Here is a 21,059-nt window from a genome sequence, read left to right on the forward strand (position 1 = left end):
ACCTCAATCGCGTAATTTGCAGGAAGACTACAAATTGAAAGAGATTTCTACAAGTAATATTTGCAATGATGATTGTAGCGAGTCCCGGTATTTTCAGCCGATGACTACTATCGCCACTCGAATTGCAAACGCCAGGAAGGAACTGAACCTAAATCAGTCCGAACTCGCACGCCTCTTATCTGTGACACCACAAGCCGTTCAAAGCTGGGAGTCTGGTAAAGCCAGGCCCAAAGGTGCCCGCCTCGAAAACCTCGCTAAGGCTCTCGGAAAAAGCGTGCAATGGCTTATGGTCGGGGAGATCCCCGGGCGCAGTGCAGAGATGTCCGAAAGCATTACTACCGCTGCTTTGGAAGTCAGGCAAAGGATCCGGAATACCAGTGCCACTGAGGAAATCTTTAGGGAGCGCACCAGGAGCGTCGCTAACTACCTGATCATGGAGGAGCAGCTCGAAAACCTGGAGCGCCAAGTTATCGAGTCTTTTAAGGATGAAATGGCAAAGGCTGCATGGTTCGATAAAATCAAAAATCCACAACTGCTGTCGGCTTTATTCTGGATCACCAAAGGCGCCGCCGAAGAGGTGCTCACCAAAGAGGAAATCATGGTGATCAATACCGTTGCTGACCGGTTACGTAGCCGCGAGATCGAAAACCAAGAAAGCTAAAGCCGATAAGCCCTGCCAAACGCCCGGTGTTTCCGGGCTTTTTTGTGCCTTTTTTTTGATCCCTTCTCGAAAAACAACCAAATTACAAATTACCAGAGCCAAAGAATTGAAAATAATTACAAATGTCGCTTGCAGAGAAACAAGAAACGATTGTAGATTTGCCGCCAACACCAGCCACAACTGGCCGAAAACCGGCGAAAGCCACCGCTCTTTAGCTCCACCGCATCACCCTGCCGGATCACCACCGGCCCGCAACACGGCAGCAATGGTCCGGCCTCAACGGACCAGATGGGGGGCCTCCACCCAAGGCGCGAAGCGTAAAGCGCCAAGACTGGAGAGATCGCAGCCACATGGCGTGGCGATCTGTTGAGGCCTCAGGCCTCCCGAGCAAGTCATCGCCCAGTCCGCAGGTGGCGTGTAACAGCGGCCAGCAATACGGAACCTTTCACTGATGCGCCTGGGCGACCGGGTGCATTGGGAAAACAACCGCACTACCGCCCAATTGGAGGCGACCATGATTTACGAAGTGATTGTTGAAGGGTTCGTCCTCCAGGTGGAGGTGACCCACTGCGAGAACACACCGCCCAGCCCCGGCAGCTGGAACAGCGACTGGGATTGCCAAGGCACCCGCGAAGTGGAGTTCAAAGTGCTGTCCGGAATCACCTACGACGATGACGGCATCCGCATGGATGTCTGGCCCGTCGAGCTGCGCGCTGTGTCACTGGAGCACGCCAAGCCAATTGAAACGGCGCTGTGGTTTGAGATTGACGCCCGGCAGCGCCGGCAACGGTGGGCAGCATGAACCGCGCCCATGACGTTGCCGTGGGCATGATCGATTCCCGGTTCGAGCAGTTGGTGGCCGGGAACACCTCGGCGCAGCTGCACGCTGAAACCAGCATGGCCGTCGAAATGGCCCACGCGCTGGGAGCGATCGACATCAGCGAACACCAGCACTACGTGGCCCGGCAAGACCGGATCCTCGAGCGTCAGCACCAAGACCTGATGCAGAAATTGGAGGCAATGCGCCCATGACCATCATCGCCAGAACCTGCAAGGAACTCGCCGAAGCCCTGAATAGTCAGGGCTTTTTTCTGGTCGCGGACTTGCCAGCCCGCACCCGCATTGAAATACGACGCGGAATGATCGTAGTGCGCATGCCATGACCGCCCGCCAACGAGCCCGCCGCCTGCTGATCTGGCGCGGCTCTCTCCCCGTCCTCCTCTTCTTCGCTTTCATGATGCTGCTCGGCGCCCTCGCTGATCGCATCACCCAATAACTCCAACCACTTCAATGCTGCGCGCGCCGCGGCAAGGAACCTCTTATGTCCAAACAAAGCTTGGCGCCGGTGGCGCACGAACAAACCATGCGCGTCCTTCCCCATGCCGCGACCAGCACCAGCGCATTGGTGCTGGACGGTGACAGCCTCGACAAGATGATGCGTCTGGCTGAAATCATGGCTACCGGTCGCGCAACGTTGCCGAAGCACTTCAACGGTAATCCGGCCGACTGCCTCGCAGTGGTCATGCAATCGATGCAATGGGAGATGAACCCCTTCGCCGTGGCGCAGAAAACGCACCTAGTGAACGGCGTGCTGGGCTATGAGGCCCAACTCGTTAACGCAGTCATCACCAATCGCGCGCCGACCCTGGATCGCCTGCACTACGAGTGGTACGGCGACTGGGAAAAGGTCATCGGCAAATTCACCATCAAGAATGGCGACAAGGGCGAGTACCGCGTCCCTGGCTGGAAGATGACCGACGAGGAGGGTCTCGGCGTCAAAGTCTGGGCCACCTTCCGTGGCGAAGAAGAACCGCGCGTCCTTGAGTTGCTGCTCGCTCAGGCCCGCACCAGGAACAGCACGCTGTGGGCTGATGATCCGCGCCAGCAACTGGCCTACCTGGCCACCAAGCGTTGGTCCCGCCTGTTCTGTCCAGACGTAATCATGGGCGTGTACAGCCCGGATGAACTGGAAGAAACCAGCCAGCCGATGCGCAACCTAACTCCGATGCGCAACGCGGACGAGCCGAAAGAGTTACCCCCCTACCCGGACAGCAAACTCGACGAAAACGCGGACAAGTGGCGCGGAATGATTGCCGCCGGCCGCACCAGCCCCGAGCACCTGCTGGCGAACCTGTCCAGTAAGTACACGGTCACCCCGGAGCAAATCGAGCGCATCCACGCCTTGGCTCCAATCGAAGGAGAAGCCACCCATGCAAGTGCATAACGTCCAGCAAGGCACGCCCGAGTGGCACGCCCTTCGCTCCAGCTACTTCACCGCTTCTGAGGCACCCGCGATGATGGGTGCTTCGAAGTTCCAGTCCCGCAACGATCTGCTGGCCATGAAGAAGACCGGCATTGTTCCGGACGTCACTCCGCAGCAGCAGGCCGCATTCGATCGCGGCCACGCCACTGAGGAAATGGCGCGCCCCCTGGTCGAGGAAATGCTTGGCGAAGAGCTCTACCCCATCGTCGGCACCAGCGGCAATCTGCTCGCCTCCATGGACGGCGCCACGATGCTGGGCGACGTCCTGTTCGAGCACAAGCTGTGGAACGAGAAGGTGGTTGCACAGATCCGCGCCGGCCAGCTGGAGCCGCACTACTTCTGGCAGCTCGAGCAGCAGCTGTTAGTGAGCGGCGCCGAACGCGTCATTTTCGTTTGCTCGGACGGCACCAAAGACAAGTTCTCCCACCTGGAGTACAGCCCGGTACCCGGGCGCCGTGAGGAACTGGTTGCAGGCTGGGCCCAGTTCGAAGAAGACCTGGGCAACTTCGAGGTGAAGGAAGTCAAAGCCGAGGTCATCGGCGCCGCACCGGATCAACTGCCGGCGCTGCGCATCGAAGTCACCGGCATGGTGACCGAGAGCAACCTGGGCGCCTTCAAGTCTCACGCCATGACGGTGTTCGGCGGGATCAACACCGAGCTGGCCACCGACCAGGACTTCGCCGACGCCGAGACCACCGTCAAGTGGTGCGGTGACGTCGAGGACCGCCTCAAGGCTGCCAAAGAGCACGCGCTGAGCCAGACCGAAAGCATTGACGCGCTGTTTAAGGCCATCGACGACATTGCCGCCGAGGCTCGCCGCAAACGCCTGGAACTGGAAAAGCTGGTCAAGGCGCGCAAGGACACCATTCGCAATGACATCGTGATCGATGCGGCCAAGGCCTTACAGGTGCACATCGACCAGATAAACGGGACGTTTAACGGCCGCATCCGCATGCCGAAGGTGGTGGCGGACTTCGCCGGCGTCATCAAGGGCAAACGCACCATTGCCAGCCTGAAAGAAGCCGCCGACAGCGAACTGGCCCGCGCCAAGATCGAGGCCAGCCGCATTGCTGACCTGATCCGGCTGAACCTGAATAGCCTCAACGAACTGGCGGCGGACCATAAATTCCTGTTCCACGATGCGCAGGACCTGGTGCAGAAAGCCAACGATGACCTGGTTGCGCTGGTCAAGGTTCGCATCAATGAGCATGAGCTGGCAGAGCAGAAGAAGCGCGAGCTCGAGCAGCAGCGCCAGCAAGCAGCGCAACAGGCGGCGGTTCAGCAGCAAGCAGAACCCGCTCAGGTCGCTGAGCCTCAGCCAAAAGCGGTCGAGCCTGCGCCAGTCACCACGACTGCAGCTGTTGCGCCGATCACCCAAACCCAAGCAGACGATGGCCGACGCTTCAAACTGGGCGACTTGAGCGACCGCCTGGGCTTCACCGTGTCGGCAGACTTCCTGCGCTCTTTGGGCTTTGAGGTCGTGGCGCGCGAGCGCGGCGCATCGCTGTATCGCGAAAGCGACTTCCCTCGCATCTGCGGCGCGCTGGTCCAGCACATCCAATCCGTGCAGCACAACCTGGCTGCGGCCTGACATGGCCGCACAGTCCATCCTCGACATCTACGACAGTGTCGAGGAGTTCGCCGGAATCCTCGCCTCCGCTGAGCTACATGCCAGCGGGGGCTGGGAACTGGAATTCGTCGAGAACATCCGCGCCAGCTTCAAGCGCTACGGCGCCCACACCAACCTGAGCCCCGCTCAACAATCGAAGCTTGAGCGCATCGCCAAGAACTGAGGGTCACCCATGAACATGGAACACAAGGCAATCATTGAACGCGCCAAGCTGGCGGGTATGCCTCCGTCGTACATCGCGCACGAACTGCTGGTGCATGACCTGGTTGAGGCTGGGCTGTTTGAGCTGAAGAACCTGCACTCGCCCTACGGCAAGCTGAATGAGGGCCAGCAGCAGGAAGTGATCGAGCGCCTGACCGAAGCTGCTGAAAAAGCCGCACACAACGCCATCGGCATCATCGCTTCGCGCGGCGCCACCACAATTGAACTGACCATGAAAGAGGTCAAGTTCAACTCCAAGCAGCTGACCTTGACCTCGATCGTCGACGCCAAGAACCCGAACCGGCATGACTTGATCGACAGCGCCGGCCACCTTTGCCTGCTGGTGATGGCGCCGGATGACTACAGCGAAGGGATTGACTTCATCCAGCCAGATCGGGATCAGCGCGAAATGCCGCTGCATGTCAGTGAAGTGACCGGCAGCCTGTTTGATGCCGGCGGAACCGGCGCTGACGATCCCGAAAGTTATGACGACAACGTCCCAGAAGGAGAGGAACCGCTGTATAGCGAAGCCGTGCTGTTCGTCATCGAATCCCGCCGCCCCAGTATTTCGGCGATTCAACGCAAGCTTAAGATCGGCTACAACCGCGCCGCCCGGATGCTTGAAGGCATGGAACAGGCCGGAATCGTCTCAGCGATGAACTCCAACGGTGCACGTGAGGTGCTGCGCCCGGTGCTGACAACCACAACCGGGCCAGATGAACCAGATGGCCAGGACCACCCACTCGGTACCGCCGAGGAACTGGCCGAACGCACCGCAACCAGCACTCAGCGCCCGGCGCCGGAATTGGCCGAGGGCAAAGAGTTCGGTGAGTTCAGCTACGAAGACGCTGCCCAACTGATCGTTGTCAAAGCTGGGACCAAGCCGTTCAAAGGTCACTGGGTGCAAAGCCGCCTGGCCATCGACAGCGACCAGGCCGCCACACTGCTGCTGCGCCTGCTCGACAACGAAGTGATTCAGCTCGAAACCGAGGGAGCGAGCGCACTGGATCACAGTTTCAAGGTCATCGCCACCCTGGCAGACGTCGTCTGACCCCACTCACCGTAATACCACAGGCGCCTACGGGCGCCTTCTTTTCGCCTAAAGGAAAGTGCCCCTATGAACCTGCTCACCCCATACGACACTGAAACCACCGGCCTGCCGCTGTTCAAAGAGCCGAGTGACGACCCACGCCAGCCCCACCTGGTGGACCTGTGCATCCTGGCCTACGCGTCTGACGGCACCTTGGTCGATTCCTTCGAAGCGATGGTGCGCCCTGACGGCTGGGTGATCCCCAACGAAGTGGCGGTGATCCACGGCATCACCACCGAAATGGCCATGGACATGGGTATCTCCGAGGCCGAAGCGCTGGACGGTTTCATGGCCATCCACGAACGCGCAGGCCTGCGCATCGCACACAACATCCAGTTCGATGACCGGATCATGCGCATCGCGCTATCGCGCTATCGCGGCAAAGAGGCAGCCGACGCCTTCAAGACCACGCCCGGCTACTGCACCTGCCAGTCGAGCAAGAATATCGTCAAATGCCCGCCCACCGAGAAGATGATCCGCGCCGGCTTCGGCAAGCAGTTCAAGGTCCCGACCGTGGCCGAGGCGCTACTGCACTTCACCGGTGAAGAGTTGGTCGGTGGTCACCGCGCGCGCGCTGATGCAGAAGGCTGCGCCCGCATCTACTTCGCCATGAACCCGCCTGCTCAGGCGGCTTGAATTATCTCTTTAAAACGCCGGCTTTCGCTGGCGTCGGGGGGGGAAAAGGAAAACGTAAACAATCTTCTAATACTGTTTCAAAATCACCTTATGCAATCGACCTAGTGGACCTTTACGATCATTTATGGCTTCCGCAAGCTTCGCCAGCGCCTCCCTGCGTTCGCCATAAACCTCCTCAAGGAGAAACTCAGTAATCTCTAACGCATGCAGAGCATCATCGACTTCTATCTCATTTCCCGGATGACTTCCGTGATTCCCTAGCCAGCGAAGCGCACTGAATAGCTCTTTAATCGATTTCTGATCCTCCGGCAGCTGTTTGATACGGTTTCCAAAAGAAATGAACGAATCACCGTCCTTCTCGGGAATGCCAAGTTGGCTCAATATCTGCTCAGCGGCGATTCTGACATTGTTGCAGCAGGATGCTGGGCTCGAAAAAAACAAAGCACCAGCAACGTTAAGGGGGGAGGTAACCTCCGATGGAGCGCGCGCGGGGTAGTCAATAAGCTGTAACGCTGGATGGAAAAAAGTTGGCGTGAAGTATTCAACATAGTCGCGATACCATTCACCGGTGTCATCGACACCGACTTCCTCCTCTACGAATCCATTCCCCACAACAAAAACAAGCTCTTGGCATGTTGTACATTTGAGAGTCAGATTGAACATCAATCTGATCATCTCAGGCTCCCACCCGTCCTCCTGGTGCTCAGTTTGAGATGCCTGCGTCTCCTCTGATCTAAAATCACCATCCAAACGAAGCAACCCGGAATGGCAGTGCGGGCACCTGTATTCAAATATTTTTTCCTTAACAAAAGCTCCGCTCAGAATTTCTTTATTCATCCCGTTCTCCTTGGGTTGTCGGCATTTAAGACCCGATCATATCTGCGTTGCCGTCCTAGGCCAAAAGAATCCAAAGCGGTGCGCTTTAATTCATACCAATCGCATGATTCGTTTCTGTGCCTGTTTGCGCGGCGCGTTCAAAACAATGAATAAACGCCTGTTTTCTGCGCCCCCCTTCAGCCATTCGAACGACACCAACCGCATAGCCGACGAAGCAAAAGTGAACTCGCTCGGAGCATGGGCCAGTCCTTGAAGTAACCCCGAGGCCCATTCAGATCTAACTCGCTCATATTTTTCCTTTCCGGATTCATACAGCTCCGAACATCAACACCCCCGCACTCCAACGAATCGCGCCAGCCGGCGCCTCGTCGCCGAACCAGAAACAAATTGCCCTTTTCCGGAAAAACTTTCCGACTCCCGCCGAGGTAACCATGAACAGCATTGCCCTGAAAGCGCTGGAGCGCGCCCAGTTCCAGCAGATGTCCCGCGACATGGCCATGAAGGCCGGTCGGCCCAAGCCGGTCGAGGTTCCTCCAATCACCTCTAACGAGCCGCTGCCCTACCTGGTAATCACCGGCCCCATCAACCGAGTCATGGAGCTGGAGGGAAAGCGGTACACCCTGGAGTTTGTGCGCGCGCTCGGCGCATCGGTACGCCGGCAACCGATCAGAGACAAGGCCATTGCCGACGTGACCAGGTACGCCCTGCAGCAGCCAGACAGCGTGGCCAGCGGGATCAAGATCGTCATCGATGTGTTGAAGGGGGCGTGATGAAGGAACGTCCGATTTTGTTCAGCGTGCCGATGGTGCGTGGAGTACTGACGGGCCAGAAGACCACTGTCCGGCGTCCAATGAAGAATCAGCCATGCCGCCCGCCAAAGCTCGTTGAGAATGGCGGCAGCCACTTCTGGTCAAACCCCCTCTACATCCAGGGCGCATCAATAGGCAGCCAGAATCACGGTTGTCCTTACGGGCAACCAGGGGACAGGCTTTGGATTCGCGAGCCTTTCGGCGAGGTCTACGAGTACTGCGATCATCCTGAAATGCCTGGGTGCCCCACCGAGTATTGGCATATCGAATGGAAATACCGCGCTGACGGGGAGACGCCTGAGATTGAGGACGGCGTTTTCACAGGATGGAAGCCGAACATCCACATGCGCCGCGACGCCAGCCGAATCCTGCTGGAAATAACTGACGTTCGAGTCGAGCGCCTGCGCGACTCTGCTGATCTGGACCTTCTGGACGAGCTCGGCGACATGCTTGAGGACTGCGACAGCGTGGCCGGCAAGGAATTCTCACGGATCGAGCACTTGCAATCGGCAGGCGCGCCGCTCCGGATGATCCCTGAAATGTACGGTTTCCAAGCCTGGTGGGACAAAACAAACGGCCAGGGCAGCTTTGATGTAAACCCCTGGGTCTGGGTCGTCGAGTTCAAGCGGATGACGCCATGAAGGTCCTTCTCATGCTGTACCTGTGCGCCGACGCCTCCCACGTGGAGTGCCGTGCCATCCCGGTTCAGGGCTGGGCCAAGCCAGACGGTTACGCGCAATGCACTGCCCTGGTGCCGGCGCTGACGGACGCGCTCACCGAGGCGAACCGCCAGCGCACCTACTTCAGCTGCGAGCAGCAAAGTGATGCCGCCCTTGTGCAGCAGGCCGGGGCCCAGCTCATCCATCAATCATTTCGGTTTTAACCAGGAGCATCAGTGATGAACAAGGTGAAGTATTACCACGTGACCGAAACAGGCTTGGTTGAGGGCACATCCCTGGGCCGTCTTGCTGTCGTCCTGTCAGCTGATTTCGACCGCCTCACCGCCGAGCGTGACGCCCTGCAGCTGCGCCTGAACACGGCAGACCAGCGCGCCGACGATCTGGAGCAGCTGCTATCCGCAATGACCTCCGGCTATGCCAGCCTTGTGAGCGCTGGATATGATCGGATCACTGCGCTGGGTGGCGACTGCGACGGCGTCCAGAAGATGCTGAGCGACTTCCCCGAGTACGGCAGGTCGCTAGCGATCCTCAGGCCAGCCGCTGAGGCCTGCCAATTCCCTCAGTCCTGCACCACTCGCTGCGACTGCGACATCCCAGATTTCAGCCCTGGCAATGGCAACAAGGCCCGGCGCCGGGCTGAATCGATCTTGGGCTTCAAGATCGTCGAGGATCCAACGCTTGCGCCTGGCGAGATTCGGTTGACGTCTCCCAAACCCAAGTGCCCCAACTGCCTGGGCGACTCGATGTTTGGGTGCGCGACTTGCGCACCTGAATCTCCGGACAGTTAAAGCCCCGCCAGCACCACTACCCGCAACCCTTTCCCCATTCAATCAACCCGGCCGGCAACGGCATGGCGAGGTATCCCTATGGCCAACACAAGAGCGGCGGCGGTCGTAGAGACCCCGCCACGCTTCATCCGCGCGATGAAAGCTCCCGCTTATCTCGGCATGTGCCGCAAGGAGTTCAAAGAAAGCGTTCGACCCCACCTAACCGAAATTCGCATAGGTAAACAGGGTGTTGCGTTCGACCGGCAAGAGCTAGACGCCTGGGCAGATGCGTGCATTCAGGCCGTCGCGATTGAAAAAGCGAGCAATGAGGACAACAATCCGCCCCGCAGTGGGCGCCAAGGAGTCAATAAATGGCGCGAAAAACAATGTCCGGCCTCTACGAGAGGAATGGGATTTGGCACATCGACAAAGTCGTCAGAGGTAGCCGACTTCAAGAAAGCACTGGAACAAGCGAGAGGGAAGAAGCGGAGCAGTACCTGATTCACCGGCTCGAAAAGCTCAGGCAGGAAAAGGTTTATGGCGTGCGCCAGGTGCGAACCTGGCGTGAAGCCGCCACCCGGTTCCTGGTCGAGTTCAAGGACCAACCGTCAATTGCCCTCTCCGCGCTGCACATTGAACAGCTCGACCCGTACATCGGTGATCTGCCCATAACGCACATCGATGACGGCACCCTGGCTGAGTTCATCAAGGACCGGCAGACGCCTGGCAAAACCGCAACAGGGAAGGTGAAGCAGGGGGTTGCGAACAGGACGGTGAACATTGCCCTGCAACGAGTCGTCCGGATCCTGAACCTTTGCCACAGGAAATGGCGGGACGCGGAGAAAAGACCGTGGCTGGAGTCGGTGCCGATGATCCGGATGCTCGACGAAAAGGTCAGCAGCCGGAAGCCCTACCCGCTTTCATGGGAAGAGCAGTCGGTGCTGTTCGCTGAGTTGCCGGCCCACCTGCAGCGGATGGCTCTGTTCAAGGTGAACACCGGCTGCCGGGAACAGGAAGTCTGCAAGTTGCGCTGGGATTGGGAGATTTACGTGCCAGAGCTTGAAACCAGCGTTTTCCTGATACCGGCCAGCTTTGGCGGCAGGAATGCTTCGTCGGGCGTAAAGAATGGCGAGGATCGCCTGGTGGTGCTGAACGGCGTTGCGAAGTCGGTCATCGACAAACAGCGTGGCCAGAGCAAGGAATGGGTATTTCCTTATGACGACACGGCAATGCACAGGATGAATGATTCGGCTTGGAAGAAGGCCCGGGCACGTGCCGGGAAGATGTGGCAGGAGAAGTACCTCCGGCCGGCGCTGCCTGGGTTCGTATCGATCCGGGTTCACGACCTGAAGCACACCTTTGGCAGAAGGCTACGTGCAGCAGGCGTGACACTGGAAGATCGAAAGGCATTGCTTGGACACAAGAACGGTAGCATTACGAGCCACTATTCTACCGCAGAGCTGGGGCAACTGATCGAAGCGGCAAACAAAGCGTCGACGACCGATTCGCGAGGACCGGCATTGACCATACTCAGGAGGAAAACGGGATGAACCCCCGCAAAAGTCCCTACGCATGAAAAAGCCCAACTCGCGAAAGTTGGGCTAAGTCATTGAAATATATGGTCGGGACGGAGTGATTCGAACACTCGACCCCTAGCACCCCATGCTAGTGCGCTACCGGACTGCGCTACGCCCCGACTAGGCGTGTTACCTGTTGCTGTTCTCGACGAACGCTCAAGAATATATCGCAAGCTTCTGAAAACTGGAAGTATTTAAAAGTAGAAATTTACTTCTTGAGGACCACCAGCACATCTTCGAGCTCGGAGATCATCTGGCGGATCATCTGTTTGTACTGGGTGGTATCGTCTTTGGCTTCATCGCCGGACAAACGCAAGCGTGCGCCGCCGATGGTGAACCCCTGATCGTAAAGCAACGCGCGGATCTGCCGGATCATCAGCACGTCTTGTCGCTGATAATACCGGCGGTTTCCGCGGCGTTTGACGGGGTTGAGTTGAGGAAACTCCTGCTCCCAATAGCGCAGTACGTGCGGCTTTACCGCACACAGCTCGCTAACTTCACCAATGGTGAAGTAGCGTTTGCCTGGGATGACGGGAAGCTCGTCGTTATGACTTGGTTCCAGCATAAGCCTCAACTCGGGCCTTCAACTTCTGCCCTGGACGAAAGGTGACCACACGGCGAGCCGTGATCGGGATTTCTTCTCCCGTTTTCGGATTGCGGCCAGGCCGCTGGCGTTTGTCCCGAAGGTCGAAGTTGCCAAAACCGGACAACTTCACCTGTTCGTTGTCTTCAAGAGCGTGCCTGATTTCTTCAAAAAACAGTTCGACCAATTCCTTGGCCTCCCGTTTGTTCAGGCCCAGCTCTTCATACAGACGTTCCGCCATTTCAGCTTTCGTCAGAGCCCCCATACGTCACTTCCTTAACGTGGCGTTCAACCTTTGTTCGAGCGAGGTGAGGATGTTTTGCGTCGTGGTATTCACCTCATCGTCATTAAGAGTGCGCGATGGATGCTGCCAGGTCAAGCCAACTGCAAGGCTTTTTCTATGAGGATCAATGCCTTTACCCTGATAAACGTCAAAGAGCCTGAGGTCTGTCAGCCATTCGCCTGCATTTTCACGGATTACATCCATGACAGCACTGGCGGCAACGCCTGCATCGGCCAGCAACGCGAGGTCACGCCGCACTTCAGGAAAGCGCGATAACTCGTGGAATTTAGGCATTTTGCCCAAGGCCACTTCGCCCAATACCAGCTCAAAGACGAATACCGGACGGTCAAGACCGAGGGTTTTTGTCAGTTCGGGGTGCAGTGCGCCGATGAAACCGACTTCGCGACCTTCACGCTCGATGCGCGCGGTTTGACCCGGGTGCAATGCCGGGTGGCTGCCTGGGGAGAAGGTGAACGAACCCAGTGCACCGGCGAAGCCCAGCACCGCTTCCACGTCAGCTTTGACGTCGAAGAAATCCACCACGTCGCGGCCCTGCGCCCAGCCTTCGGGCAGACGGCTGCCGCAGACCACACCGGCGAGCATCGGCTCTTGCTTGAGGCCTTCAAGCTGCCCGACAAAACGCAGGCCGCTTTCGAACAGACGCACGCGATCCTGCTGACGGTTCAGGTTGTGCTGCAAGGCCTTGACCAGACCAGGCCACAAGGAGGAGCGCATGGCCGCCATGTCGTTGGAAATCGGGTTGGCCAGCAGCAGCGGTTCAACGCCCGGATTGAACAGTTCGAACTGTTTCGGGTCGATGAAGCTGTAGGTGATCGCTTCCTGGTAGCCACGGGCTACCAGCAGACGACGCAATTCAGGCAGGTCGCTGCGGGCTTCGGCCTTGGCTTGTGGTGCCAGGCGCGCTTGCGGGTAACGGACCGGCAGACGGTTGTAACCGTACAGGCGGGCCAGTTCCTCGATCAGGTCGACTTCCAGGCTGATATCAAAGCGATGGCTTGGCACTTCAACGCGCCACTGCCCTGCCCCGTCCGCCGAGATGGTCAGGCCCAAGGCGCTGAGCAAACGCTCGACCTGGACAGGGTCCATTTCCATGCCCAACATCTGGGTGATGCGCTGGGCACGCAGGGTGATTGGCGCGATCGACGGCAGGTACTGCGCGTTGACGGTCTCGATGATCGGGCCAGCTTCGCCGCCAGTGATGTCCAGCAGCAGGCCAGTGGCGCGCTCCATGGCTTCACGGGCCAGTTGCCAGTCCACTCCACGCTCGTAGCGGTGCGAGGCGTCGGTGTGCAGACCGTAGGAACGAGCCTTGCCAGCGACTGCGATTTGGTCGAAGAACGCGCTTTCCAGGAAAATGTCGCGCGTCGTGGCGGATACGCCACTGTGCTCGCCACCCATGACGCCGGCGATCGCCAGGGCACGGGTATGGTCGGCGATGACCAGGGTGTCGGCGCGCAGGCTGACTTCCTGACCGTCGAGCAGGACCAGCTTTTCGCCTTCTTCAGCCATGCGCACGCGGATGCCGCCGTTGATTTCGGCAAGGTCGAAGGCGTGCAGCGGTTGGCCCAGCTCGAGCATCACGTAGTTGGTGATGTCGACGGCAGCATCGATGCTGCGTACATCGGCGCGGCGCAGACGCTCGACCATCCACAGCGGTGTCGGCTTGGACAGGTCGACGTTGCGGATTACCCGGCCCAGGTAACGTGGGCAGGCGGCAGGGGCCAGCACTTCTACCGAGCGCACTTCGTCATGCGCGGCAGGCACGGCAGCCACCACCGGACGAGTGACGGGAGCGGCGTACAGCGCACCCACTTCACGGGCCAGGCCAGCCAGGGACAGACAGTCGCCGCGGTTCGGGGTCAGGTCGACCTCGATGCTGGCGTCTTCCAGGCCCAGGTAGACGCGGAAGTCTTCGCCCACCGGCGCATCAGCCGGCAGCTCCATCAGGCCGTCATTGCCCTCACCCACCTGCAGTTCGGCTTGCGAGCACAACATGCCGTTGGACTCGACGCCACGCAGCTTGGCTTTCTTGATTTTGAAGTCGCCTGGCAGTTCGGCGCCGATCATGGCGAATGGAATCTTCAGGCCCGGGCGCACGTTTGGCGCTCCGCACACGACCTGGAAGGTTTCGGCACCATTGCTGACCTGGCACACGCGCAGCTTGTCAGCATCCGGGTGCTGCTCGGTGCTCAGCACCTCGCCCACCACGACGCCATTAAACACACCGGCGGCCGGGGTAACGCTATCGACCTCAAGACCGGCCATCGACAGACGGGCAACCAGCTCGTCGCGACTTACCTGCGGGCTTACCCAGCCGCGCAGCCATTGTTCACTGAATTTCATCCTGCTCTCCTAAAAATTCGTTACGACTAGCGAAATTGCGCGAGGAACCGCAAGTCGTTGTCGAAGAACAGACGCAAGTCGTTCACGCCGTAACGCAGCATGGCCAGACGCTCCACACCCATGCCGAAGGCAAAGCCGGAGAACTCTTCCGGATCAATGCCGGACATCCGCAGCACGTTCGGGTGCACCATGCCGCAGCCCATCACTTCCAGCCAGCCGGTCTGCTTGCAGACGCGGCAGCCTTTACCGCTGCACATCACGCATTCCATGTCGACTTCAGCGGATGGCTCGGTGAACGGGAAGTACGAAGGACGGAAACGCACGGCCAGTTCTTTTTCGAAGAACACCCGCAGGAACTCTTCGATGGTGCCTTTGAGGTCGGCGAAGTTGATATCGCGATCGACCAGCAGGCCTTCGACCTGGTGGAACATCGGCGAGTGGGTGATATCCGAGTCGCTACGGTACACACGGCCTGGGCAGACGATGCGGATCGGCGGCTGTTTCGACTCCATGGTGCGGACCTGTACCGGCGAGGTATGGGTGCGCAACAGCATGTTGGCGTTGAAATAGAAGGTGTCGTGCATCGACCGGGCCGGGTGGTGGCCTGGGATGTTGAGCGCCTCGAAGTTGTGATAATCGTCTTCGACCTCAGGGCCTTCGGCAATGCCGTAGCCGATATGGGTGAAGAACTGTTCGATACGTTCCAGAGTCCGGGTAACCGGGTGCAGACCGCCCGAGGTCTGGCCGCGACCAGGCAGGGTCACGTCAATGGACTCGGCGGACAGTTTGGCAGCCAGGTCGGCGGCTTCAAACAGCGCCTTGCGCGCATTGAGAACCTCTGTGACACGCTCCTTGGCAACGTTGATCAGGGCGCCGACTTGCGGACGCTCTTCTGCTGGCAAATTCCCCAGGGTCTTCATCACCTGAGTCAATTCGCCCTTTTTACCAAGGTAGTGAACCCGGATTTGCTCCAGGGCATTGATATCTTCAGCGCTTTGCACAGCCTCTAGTGCTTGAGAGACCAGCGCATCCAGGTTTTCCATGTACAGACTCCAGATACAAAATAGGGGAAGAGCTTGAAGGCTCTTCCCCTATTTATGACGTTTAACACCTGGCCCCACAGAGGTGAGGCCGGGTGACTGTCGGGGGTACTTAAGCCAAGGTGGCTTTAGCTTTCTCGACAATCGCAGCAAACGCCGCTTTTTCGTTCACTGCCAGATCAGCCAGAACCTTACGGTCGATCTCGATGGACGCTTTTTTCAGGCCGGCGATGAAACGGCTGTAGGACAGACCGTTGATACGAGCACCAGCGTTGATACGAGCGATCCACAGAGCGCGGAACTGACGTTTTTTCTGACGACGGTCACGGTAGGCGTATTGGCCTGCCTTGATTACCGCTTGCTTGGCAACACGGAATACGCGCGAGCGAGCGCCGTAGTAGCCTTTAGCAAGTTTCAGAATTTTTTTGTGACGTTTACGGGCAATGACGCCACGCTTTACACGAGCCATGAGTTACTTCCTCTATTCTTGACTAAAATTAACGAAGGCGCAGCATGCGCTCGACTTTTGCCACGTCAGACGGATGCAGCAAGCTGCTACCGCGCAGTTGACGCTTACGCTTGGTCGACATTTTAGTCAGGATGTGGCTCTTGAAAGCGTGCTTGTGCTTGATACCGTTAGCAGTTTTCAGAAACCGCTTAGCAGCACCACTTTTCGTTTTCATTTTTGGCATGTTCGGATACTCCGCATTCAGTTGATAAACATAATCAGAAGGCCTGCCGTGCCCTGATGATTACTTCTTCTTTTTCGGGGCGATGACCATGATCAGTTGGCGTCCTTCCATCTTAGGATGCTGTTCGACCGAACCGTACTCGAGCAAGTCACCTTCAACTCGCTTGAGGAGTTCCATCCCCAGCTCCTGGTGGGCCATCTCACGGCCGCGGAATCGCAAGGATACCTTGGCCCTGTCCCCATCACTCAGGAAACGTACCAGGTTGCGCAGTTTTACCTGGTAATCCCCTTCCTCCGTCCCTGGACGAAACTTGATTTCTTTAACCTGGATCTGCTTCTGGTTCTTCTTGGCCGCAGCAATCTGCTTCTTCTTTTCGAAGATCGATTTGCCGTAGTCCATCAGCTTGCAGACAGGAGGTACTGCATCGGCGGAAATTTCCACCAAATCGAGCTTGGCTTCTTCAGCCTTAAGAAGCGCGTCTTCAATTGACACAATCCCAAGCTGCTCGCCTTCAGCCCCAATTAACCGAACCTCGCGTGCCGAGATATTCTCGTTGATCGGGGCTTTCGGTGCAGCTCGTTTATCTTGTCTCATTTCACGCTTAATAATAATTACTCCGAATCTGGGCGACCACGCCGGGAAACCGCTTGCGCGAGAAACTCAGCGAACTGGGCGACGGGCATCGAGCCCAGGTCAGCACCTTCACGAGTACGCACAGCGACAGTCTGCATCTCGACTTCCCGATCCCCGATAACCAAGAGATAGGGAACCTTGAGCAAAGTATGCTCGCGGATTTTAAAGCCGATCTTTTCATTTCTCAAGTCGGACTTGGCACGAAAACCGCTTTGATTGAGAGTTTTTTCAACTTCAGCGGCAAAATCTGCCTGTTTATCAGTGATATTCATGATCACTGCCTGGGTCGGAGCCAGCCACGCAGGGAACGCGCCCTCGTAATGCTCGATCAGAATCCCGACAAAACGCTCGAAGGAACCCAGGATCGCCCGGTGCAGCATGACCGGGTGCTTGCGACTGTTGTCTTCGGAGACGTATTCGGCTCCCAGACGGATCGGCAGGTTAAAATCGAGCTGCAAGGTACCACATTGCCAGACGCGACCGAGGCAATCTTTTAGCGAGAACTCGATTTTCGGACCGTAGAACGCACCCTCACCCGGCTGCAGATCGTACGCAAGGCCCGCACTGTCTAGCGCTGCGGCCAGTGCTGACTCGGCGCGATCCCACAGCTCGTCGGAACCGACGCGTTTTTCCGGACGAGTGGACAGCTTCATCTCGACTTCGGTAAAGCCGAAATCGCGATAAACGTCCATGGTCAGCTTGATGAATGCAGCGGATTCGGCCTGCATCTGCTCTTCGGTGCAGAAGATGTGGGCATCGTCCTGAGTGAAGCCGCGCACACGCATGATGCCGTGCAGCGCACCCGATGGCTCGTTACGGTGGCAGGCACCGAACTCGGCCAGGCGCATCGGCAACTCGCGGTAGCTCTTCAAGCCCTGGTTGAATACCTGCACGTGGCAGGGGCAATTCATCGGCTTGATGGCGTAGTCGCGGTTTTCCGACTGGGTGGTGAACATGTTGTCGGCGTAGTTGGCCCAGTGCCCGGATTTCTCCCACAGGCTACGATCAACGACCTGTGGAGTTTTGATCTCCAGGTAACCGTTGTCACGCTGCACCTGGCGCATGTACTGCTCGAGTACCTGGTACAGGGTCCAGCCGTTCGGGTGCCAGAACACCATGCCCGGCGCTTCTTCCTGGAGATGGAACAGGTTCAGGCGCTTGCCGATCTTGCGGTGGTCGCGTTTCTCGGCTTCTTCAATGCGCTGGATGTAGGCCGCCAGTTGCTTCTTGTCGGCCCAGGCGGTGCCATAGACGCGCTGTAACTGCTCGTTCTTGGCATCACCGCGCCAGTAGGCGCCAGACAGCTTGGTCAGCTTGAAGGATTTCAGGAAGCGGGTGTTCGGCACGTGCGGACCGCGGCACATGTCGACGTATTCTTCGTGATAGTACAGGCCCATGGCCTGTTCGTTCGGCATGTCCTCGACCAGACGCAGCTTGTAGTCCTCGCCACGCTGGGTGAACACGTCGATCACACCGGCGCGCGGGGTGACTTTCTTGATCACGTCGTAATCTTTCTCGATCAGCTGGTGCATGCGCTGTTCGATGGCCGCCAGGTCGTCCGGAGTAAAAGGACGCTCGTAGGCGATGTCGTAATAGAAACCTTCGTCGATGACCGGACCGATCACCATTTTCGCCGTCGGGTACAGCTGCTTGACCGCGTGGCCAATCAGGTGTGCGCAAGAGTGGCGAATGATCTCCAGCCCCTCTTCGTCTTTAGGCGTGATGATTTGCAGGGTGGCGTCGCTGTCGATGACATCGCAGGCGTCGACCAGCTTGCCGTTGACCTTGCCGGCCAGGGTGGCCTTGGCCAGGCCAGCACCAATGGATGCGGCGACTTCGGCTACGGATACCGGATGATCGAACGAACGTTGACTACCGTCGGGAAGAGTAATAGTGGGCATGGCGCCTCCTCTCCTAGTGGTGACCCCTACCAAAGGTCACGTGGGTTGGGATGAGCAGCCAGTACGCGATTCAGTCCAGGCCATTCAATGATGAACGCCTGCCTTACAGCGGCAGGAGACTTGCGGCCAACCGGGAACCGAACCAGAGTGACTGGAGATCAAATCAGGGTTCTTCGGGCATCAACCGCACCTGGCGAATAGATCGTCCAGGGCCTGAAAATTCCCAAGCGTGGGATGCTAGCACAGATGAACGGTCATCGCCGCGCGCTTGTTGCGTTGCCGCGAATTTGCCGCCACAAGTGAACTTGAGATGTACGAACCCCCTCAAACACCCTGAGAATCGCGACACCTTATTGACCCACAGGAGTTTCCGTCATGCGCCTTATCCGTCTTTTTGCCCTTGCCGCGCCATTGGCCATGCTGCTGCCGCTCAGCGCCCAAGCAGCCTGGCCTGCAGGCGCGCGTGATGCCTTCATGAAGGATTGCACCGAGGCTGCCGCCCAAACCATTGGCGAGGCAAACGCCACGAAACATTGCGCCTGTGGTGCCGACGAACTGAACAAGAAGTTCACCACCCAGGAAATCACCCAACTGATGAGCAAGCAGACCCCGCCCTCACCTGAACTGGTGAAAAAGGCGCAAGGCGCAATTGCCGCCTGCAAGGCCCAGTAAACAGCGTTTTGAGCGGGGATTTTTACCCCGAAAAGTGGCCTGAAACGGCGAAAAAACTGCCAGAACCAACAATTTATGCAGGTTTTACAGCTTTTTTTATCGCTTTTATTTTTGGCTGAAACCCTTGTAAACCGGGGCTTCCAGGCAATTTCAGCGAGAAAGAAAGCGCGACAGCAGAGCAAACCGTGCTGCTGGGGGGGTTCCAAGTCGAACATTTCGACTATGATACCCCGGTGTGCCCAGTTGGCCTGAGCAGCACAGTACTACTGAAAATATATGTTTCTTGGAGATACACCATGTCTAATCGCCAAACCGGCACCGTTAAATGGTTCAACGATGAAAAAGGCTTCGGCTTCATCACTCCTCAAGGTGGCGGTGACGACCTGTTCGTACACTTCAAAGCTATCGAAAGCGACGGTTTCAAAAGCCTGAAAGAAGGCCAAACCGTTTCCTTCGTGGCTGAGAAAGGCCAAAAGGGTATGCAAGCTGCACAAGTTCGCCCAGAGTAATTTCCAGGCGCACTAAAAAAACCCCGTCCATGTGACGGGGTTTTTTATGGGCGTTATTCCAGCCGCTTAACTATCAGCCGCAGTTGACCCGGGTAATCACCAGGCCAGCATCCGTGTTCAGGTTCAAGCGATCGGAACGGTATTCCAAGGTAATCATGTCGTTCGGCCGCAAGATCCGGGCACTCTGTGAGCCGGAACGGGTGCGAGCCTCTTCCAGCAATTGTGGCGAAGCTTTCTTGCCGATGGTGAATTCGGCGGCTTTGGCATCACAGCGACCACTGCCCGCCTCTGCCACTACGGGGTCTTTTGCCGACTCGGCGGTGCTGCTGCAACCGGCCAACGTGACCACGGCCAACACAGTACCCAATGACGCGAGCTTCCAAGGCATGAAGCCTCCTTACAATAATTAAGCTGAATTCGTGCGACAACCGACCACCATTGAGGCGTTTGGTTCATGGTCGCGGCCATCACCTTGCCCTCAAACGCGTCGAGCGCGCAAGTTTGCCTGAGCCATCGCACCCTGTTCAGCGCACAATCGTCACTGAATATGAACAGGGCTCAATAGACGTCGATGTAGTCGTAAGGAGGATTGGGCCAGTTCTCCTTCAGCGCATTGAAGATCTGCATGACCCACACTTCATCGCTGGCGGCGATTCGTCCGACGTAACCAGAGCCCTTGGCCCAGGTCTCCAGGCGAAACAGCAGGCCGTCGATCTCGCTACCACCGACAACGCCCGAGGAAATGTAGGCAATACCGCCCTTGGTCACGCGCAATTGGGTGTGCTCATCGTCGCTGGCAGCCGCGAGTAACTGGCGTACCGCCTCCAGGCTCAAGCCGTCCGGGGTGTTCAAATCAATCTGCACAGCAGGGTCCTTGGACAGTAATCAAAGACCAAGTGTCGCATAGCCCTCCTTTGATGCCTAAGTCGGAGTGCCAAATGCGCGGCAAAATGGTTAACTCCTCTCTCAGACTTTTCCGACTTCACGAGCGCCATCATGACCACCGTAAGTATCGACGCCGACATCAAAGCCAAATGGCCACAGGGCCATAGCTCCTACAGCCCTGGTAGTCCGGAAGAGCTTGCAATCATCAGTATCGATCTACTGGTCAAGGAACTGGGAGCCGATGCGGCCCACACCTTCATCGCGCAGATTTTCGAGAAGTACCCTTCCGAGCACAAAGCCACCAGCGCTTTGGAGCGCGAATAACCCCCGCAGGCTGGCACCCACG

General features: G+C 57.8%; 28 protein-coding genes and 1 tRNA gene. 17 read left to right on the top strand and 12 right to left on the bottom strand.

All coding sequences use genetic code 11. The features are described 5' to 3' along the window. The first annotated feature begins 34 nt into the window (after positions 1-34). The 9 genes from Q1W70_RS00425 to Q1W70_RS00465 all read left to right on the top strand — a co-directional run bounded on the left by Q1W70_RS00425 (position 35) and on the right by Q1W70_RS00465 (position 6,481). Complete coding sequence (locus Q1W70_RS00425) at positions 35-661, top strand: helix-turn-helix domain-containing protein (protein ID WP_302098498.1); 627 nt, start codon at positions 35-37, stop codon at positions 659-661. 451 nt (positions 662-1,112) lie between these two features. Beyond that, complete coding sequence (locus Q1W70_RS00430) at positions 1,113-1,463, top strand: hypothetical protein (RefSeq protein ID WP_302098499.1); 351 nt, start codon at positions 1,113-1,115, stop codon at positions 1,461-1,463. Next, positions 1,460-1,693 (top strand): hypothetical protein, encoded by a 234-nt coding sequence (locus Q1W70_RS00435; protein ID WP_302098500.1) that lies wholly within the window; start codon positions 1,460-1,462, stop codon positions 1,691-1,693. Before Q1W70_RS00430 ends, Q1W70_RS00435 begins: the two co-directional genes overlap by 4 nt. Continuing rightward, complete coding sequence (locus Q1W70_RS00440) at positions 1,690-1,824, top strand: hypothetical protein (protein ID WP_302098501.1); 135 nt, start codon at positions 1,690-1,692, stop codon at positions 1,822-1,824. The genes Q1W70_RS00435 and Q1W70_RS00440 overlap by 4 nt, the downstream gene beginning before the upstream one ends. A gap of 158 nt (positions 1,825-1,982) precedes the next feature. After that, complete coding sequence (locus Q1W70_RS00445; protein ID WP_302098502.1) at positions 1,983-2,885, top strand: RecT family recombinase; 903 nt, start codon at positions 1,983-1,985, stop codon at positions 2,883-2,885. Next, entirely contained in the window at positions 2,872-4,515 is a 1,644-nt protein-coding gene (locus tag Q1W70_RS00450) for a YqaJ viral recombinase family protein (protein WP_302098503.1), read from the top strand. Before Q1W70_RS00445 ends, Q1W70_RS00450 begins: the two co-directional genes overlap by 14 nt. Position 4,516: 1 nt before the next feature. Next, positions 4,517-4,717: a hypothetical protein gene (locus Q1W70_RS00455; RefSeq protein WP_302098504.1), complete on the top strand. Its 201-nt coding sequence runs from the start codon at positions 4,517-4,519 to the stop codon at positions 4,715-4,717. A gap of 9 nt (positions 4,718-4,726) precedes the next feature. Next, positions 4,727-5,806, top strand: a complete 1,080-nt coding sequence (locus Q1W70_RS27200) for a DNA translocase FtsK (RefSeq protein WP_436799873.1) — start codon at positions 4,727-4,729, stop codon at positions 5,804-5,806. Between the two features lie 66 nt (positions 5,807-5,872). Next, a complete protein-coding gene (locus Q1W70_RS00465; protein WP_302098505.1) occupies positions 5,873-6,481 on the top strand; it encodes a 3'-5' exonuclease in 609 nt (202 codons plus the stop codon). A gap of 66 nt (positions 6,482-6,547) precedes the next feature. Here Q1W70_RS00465 and Q1W70_RS00470 read toward each other — a convergent pair whose 3' ends face one another. Continuing rightward, positions 6,548-7,318: a DUF4145 domain-containing protein gene (locus Q1W70_RS00470; protein WP_182344186.1), complete on the bottom strand. Its 771-nt coding sequence runs from the start codon at positions 7,316-7,318 to the stop codon at positions 6,548-6,550. A 431-nt stretch (positions 7,319-7,749) separates the two neighbouring features. On the opposite strand from Q1W70_RS00470, the gene Q1W70_RS00475 reads away from it, so the two are divergent. The 5 genes from Q1W70_RS00475 (at position 7,750) to Q1W70_RS00500 (ending at position 11,124) form a co-directional block, all read left to right on the top strand. Further along, the gene (locus Q1W70_RS00475; protein WP_302098506.1) at positions 7,750-8,088 is read left to right on the top strand and encodes a hypothetical protein; all 339 of its coding nucleotides are present in this window, start codon (positions 7,750-7,752) and stop codon (positions 8,086-8,088) included. Next, positions 8,088-8,768 (top strand): hypothetical protein, encoded by a 681-nt coding sequence (locus Q1W70_RS00480; RefSeq protein WP_182344184.1) that lies wholly within the window; start codon positions 8,088-8,090, stop codon positions 8,766-8,768. Before Q1W70_RS00475 ends, Q1W70_RS00480 begins: the two co-directional genes overlap by 1 nt. Next, on the top strand, positions 8,765-9,010 hold the full coding sequence (locus tag Q1W70_RS00485) for a hypothetical protein (protein WP_302098507.1): 246 nt from the start codon (positions 8,765-8,767) through the stop codon (positions 9,008-9,010). Before Q1W70_RS00480 ends, Q1W70_RS00485 begins: the two co-directional genes overlap by 4 nt. A gap of 15 nt (positions 9,011-9,025) precedes the next feature. Continuing rightward, on the top strand, positions 9,026-9,595 hold the full coding sequence (locus tag Q1W70_RS00490) for a hypothetical protein (RefSeq protein ID WP_302098508.1): 570 nt from the start codon (positions 9,026-9,028) through the stop codon (positions 9,593-9,595). Positions 9,596-9,945: 350 nt separating this feature from the next. After that, positions 9,946-11,124 (top strand): tyrosine-type recombinase/integrase, encoded by a 1,179-nt coding sequence (locus Q1W70_RS00500; RefSeq protein WP_367186771.1) that lies wholly within the window; start codon positions 9,946-9,948, stop codon positions 11,122-11,124. A gap of 69 nt (positions 11,125-11,193) precedes the next feature. Here the strand turns inward: Q1W70_RS00500 and Q1W70_RS00505 are convergent. The 9 genes from Q1W70_RS00505 to thrS form a co-directional block, all read right to left on the bottom strand. After that, positions 11,194-11,270 (bottom strand) — tRNA-Pro (locus Q1W70_RS00505). An 89-nt stretch (positions 11,271-11,359) separates the two neighbouring features. Further along, entirely contained in the window at positions 11,360-11,716 is a 357-nt protein-coding gene (locus Q1W70_RS00510) for a MerR family transcriptional regulator (RefSeq protein WP_027620568.1), read from the bottom strand. Continuing rightward, entirely contained in the window at positions 11,697-11,999 is a 303-nt protein-coding gene (gene ihfA / locus Q1W70_RS00515; protein ID WP_002553164.1) for an integration host factor subunit alpha, read from the bottom strand. The genes Q1W70_RS00510 and ihfA overlap by 20 nt, the downstream gene beginning before the upstream one ends. A 3-nt stretch (positions 12,000-12,002) precedes the next feature. Then, the gene (gene pheT / locus Q1W70_RS00520; protein ID WP_166590582.1) at positions 12,003-14,381 is read right to left on the bottom strand and encodes a phenylalanine--tRNA ligase subunit beta; all 2,379 of its coding nucleotides are present in this window, start codon (positions 14,379-14,381) and stop codon (positions 12,003-12,005) included. 26 nt (positions 14,382-14,407) lie between these two features. Continuing rightward, positions 14,408-15,424 (bottom strand): phenylalanine--tRNA ligase subunit alpha, encoded by a 1,017-nt coding sequence (pheS, locus tag Q1W70_RS00525; protein WP_095143262.1) that lies wholly within the window; start codon positions 15,422-15,424, stop codon positions 14,408-14,410. 109 nt (positions 15,425-15,533) lie between these two features. Beyond that, positions 15,534-15,890: a 50S ribosomal protein L20 gene (gene rplT / locus Q1W70_RS00530; protein ID WP_007905879.1), complete on the bottom strand. Its 357-nt coding sequence runs from the start codon at positions 15,888-15,890 to the stop codon at positions 15,534-15,536. A gap of 28 nt (positions 15,891-15,918) precedes the next feature. Further along, positions 15,919-16,113 carry a 50S ribosomal protein L35 gene (gene rpmI, locus Q1W70_RS00535; RefSeq protein ID WP_002553160.1) on the bottom strand — a complete coding sequence of 65 codons (195 nt, stop codon included), beginning with the start codon at positions 16,111-16,113 and terminating at the stop codon, positions 15,919-15,921. A 60-nt stretch (positions 16,114-16,173) separates the two neighbouring features. Continuing rightward, complete coding sequence (gene infC / locus Q1W70_RS00540) at positions 16,174-16,725, bottom strand: translation initiation factor IF-3 (protein ID WP_172435341.1); 552 nt, start codon at positions 16,723-16,725, stop codon at positions 16,174-16,176. After that, complete coding sequence (gene thrS, locus Q1W70_RS00545) at positions 16,725-18,647, bottom strand: threonine--tRNA ligase (RefSeq protein ID WP_095169244.1); 1,923 nt, start codon at positions 18,645-18,647, stop codon at positions 16,725-16,727. Before thrS ends, infC begins: the two co-directional genes overlap by 1 nt. A gap of 375 nt (positions 18,648-19,022) precedes the next feature. Here thrS and Q1W70_RS00550 point away from each other — a divergent pair, with 375 nt between their 5' ends. Both Q1W70_RS00550 and Q1W70_RS00555 read left to right on the top strand, forming a co-directional pair. After that, a complete protein-coding gene (locus Q1W70_RS00550) occupies positions 19,023-19,319 on the top strand; it encodes a hypothetical protein (RefSeq protein WP_166590581.1) in 297 nt (98 codons plus the stop codon). A gap of 296 nt (positions 19,320-19,615) precedes the next feature. Further along, complete coding sequence (locus Q1W70_RS00555) at positions 19,616-19,828, top strand: cold-shock protein (RefSeq protein ID WP_003179963.1); 213 nt, start codon at positions 19,616-19,618, stop codon at positions 19,826-19,828. Between the two features lie 73 nt (positions 19,829-19,901). Here the strand turns inward: Q1W70_RS00555 and Q1W70_RS00560 are convergent, their stop codons facing one another. Together Q1W70_RS00560 and Q1W70_RS00565 are read right to left on the bottom strand one after the other, a co-directional pair. Beyond that, complete coding sequence (locus Q1W70_RS00560; protein WP_166590580.1) at positions 19,902-20,216, bottom strand: I78 family peptidase inhibitor; 315 nt, start codon at positions 20,214-20,216, stop codon at positions 19,902-19,904. A 170-nt stretch (positions 20,217-20,386) separates the two neighbouring features. Continuing rightward, positions 20,387-20,692 carry a hypothetical protein gene (locus Q1W70_RS00565; RefSeq protein ID WP_166590579.1) on the bottom strand — a complete coding sequence of 102 codons (306 nt, stop codon included), beginning with the start codon at positions 20,690-20,692 and terminating at the stop codon, positions 20,387-20,389. 132 nt (positions 20,693-20,824) lie between these two features. On the opposite strand from Q1W70_RS00565, the gene Q1W70_RS00570 reads away from it, so the two are divergent. Continuing rightward, a complete protein-coding gene (locus Q1W70_RS00570) occupies positions 20,825-21,037 on the top strand; it encodes a hypothetical protein (RefSeq protein WP_166590578.1) in 213 nt (70 codons plus the stop codon). Positions 21,038-21,059: the final 22 nt, after the last annotated feature.

This window comes from Pseudomonas kielensis (assembly GCF_030505375.1).
GTDB lineage: Bacteria > Pseudomonadota > Gammaproteobacteria > Pseudomonadales > Pseudomonadaceae > Aquipseudomonas > Aquipseudomonas kielensis.